A 2,141-nucleotide genomic window follows, 5' to 3' on the forward strand; every position below is an offset into this window, starting at 1 on the left:
GCTGTGCCTGCGTGAACCCTTGTCGTTCGGTGCCGCCGATCGGTGGTCGGAGGGGGCCGGGAGTCGGAGGATGGCGCGATGGCGCAGGACACGCTGGGCGTGGCCTTCGAGGTAGCCCGGATTGCGGCGTCGCGCGGGTCGGTTGCGCAGCGGGCGCAGGCGCTGCTGGAGCCGTTGCACCGGCTGGTCCCGTTCGAAGGCCACTGGCTGGCGCTGCTCGATCCGGACGTGCAGACGTTCGCCCCGTTGGCCATCGCGGGGCACGACGAGCGGAGCCGCCGACGGCTGGAGAAACCCGAGATCGTTGCCGAGGTAGAGCTGCTGGGCGTGGATCGGCGCCGGCCGGCGATCTGCGTCCGGGATTTCCCGGTCCCGCCCCAGGAGGTGGTGACGTGGGCGGACTACATGTGGCCGGCCGGGTACCGGGAGTCTCTGGGCGTGGGGTTGTACACCCCGGACGACCGTTTTCTGGGGATACTCGGGCTGCACACCGACACGCCGGCGCATCCCACCGACGCGGCCCGGGACCTGATCGGCCTGCTCGCGCCGACCATCGCGGCCGCGCTGGACCCGACCCGCACGCCAGCGGCGGCGGCCCGGGCGGTGCGGGGCGCCCACGGCGGCGGGGTCCTCACCCGGGCCGGCGCGGTGCTGCCGTTGACCGGGCTGCCCGGCCACCCGTTGCTGGGCCCGGGCGCGGCGCTGCTGGCGGTGGCCGCCCGGCAGGTCGCGGACGGGACGCAGTACGCGGCGTTCCTGTGCCCCGATCCCAGTGCTGACGCCCGTAATGGTTCGGGGCTGCGGCGGGTCACGGTGCTGGGCTGCGCCGAGGAGCCACCGCAATTCCTGTGCGCGGCGCTCGTGGTGTCCGAGGCCGGGCCGCGGCGGGGGCTGACCGATATCGAGCTGGAGGTGCTCGGGATGCTGCTGGCTGAATGGCCCGACGCCCGCGTCGCCGCCGCGCTGGGCGCCTCCCGCTACCAGCTCGCCGACCACATCGACCGGGCCGCGGCCCGGCTCGGCACCGCCGACCGCGGGGTCGCGATGGTCCGCGCGTTCAACCAGGGCCTCTATATCCCGCCCGGCCTGTACATCTCACCCGGCCTGCGGGCCCGGGCCTGACAGGGGGCTGACGTGGCTGCACCAGAGCTCGGGTCGCGCGCCGCCGCGGCGATCGCCGCCGAGGTCGCCGGGATCGCCGCCACCCCGGCCAGCACCGCGCAGCGGGCCGAGGCGCTGCTGGAACCGCTGCGCCGGGTGCTGCCGTTCCAGGCCGGCCACCTGGCACTGCTCGACCCCGAACAGCACGAACCCCATGAGCTGGTGATCCGTGGCTACGACGAGGCGACCCGCCGCTGTCTCACGAGTCCGGCAAATCTGGAGGACCTGCAGCGCGTGGGCCTCACCAAGCCGGGGCTACCCCTGCGGGTGCAGGACCTCCCGATCCCGCCCGCCGAGCTGCGGCTCTGGGCCGAGCACCTCACTCCCGCCGGGTTCTGCGAGGGCCTGGCGATCGGCCTGCACGCGCCGGGCGGCACCTACCTGGGGGTGTTGGCCCTGCACACCGACACCCCGGCGTATGCCACCGACGCGGCACGCGAGCTCGCCGGACGGCTGGCCCCGCTGATTGCATACGCGGTCGACCCGATGCGCGAAGTCACCGCCCTGGCGCACACGGTCCACGACGCGGTGGCCGGCGCGGTGCTCACCCGCTTCGGGCAGGTGCTGCCCCTCGGTGATCTACCCGACCACCGGCTGCTGCGGGCCCGCTCGGCCGTGGCCCTCACCGCCGCCCGCCAGCTCGACGACGACGCCGACCGCGCCCGGTTCCTGTGCCCGGACACCGGGCACCGCCTGCTGCGCGTCACCGCGCTGCGCTGCCCACCCCAACCCCCGCACCACCTGTGGGCCATCGTGCTGCTCTCCCCACCGGGTGACCTGCACCGGCTGACCCCGTTCGACCTGACCATCCTCGGGCTGCTCATCGACGACTGGCCGGACTGGCGCATCGCCGCCTGGCTGCAGCTGGCCGAAGCCACCGTGACCGGTCGCATCCTGCACATCACCGCCATGCTCGGCACCTCCGACCGGACACTGGCCCTGAGCCGGGCCGCCCGACTCGGCCTCTACATCCCGCGGAT

2 protein-coding genes are annotated in these 2,141 nt (G+C 74.4%); both read left to right on the forward strand.

Features of this window, described 5'->3' with window-relative positions:
* Window positions 1-78 precede the first annotated feature (78 nt).
* Entirely contained in the window at window positions 79-1,122 is a 1,044-nt protein-coding gene (locus HF526_RS34340; protein ID WP_169385818.1) for a GAF domain-containing protein, read from the forward strand.
* A gap of 12 nt (window positions 1,123-1,134) precedes the next feature.
* Window positions 1,135-2,141: helix-turn-helix transcriptional regulator (locus HF526_RS34345; RefSeq protein ID WP_169385819.1), on the forward strand; the 1,007-nt coding region annotated here is incomplete at its 3' end.

Origin of the sequence: Pseudonocardia acidicola (assembly GCF_012911935.1) — a bacterium.
Classification (GTDB): domain Bacteria; phylum Actinomycetota; class Actinomycetes; order Mycobacteriales; family Pseudonocardiaceae; genus Pseudonocardia; species Pseudonocardia acidicola.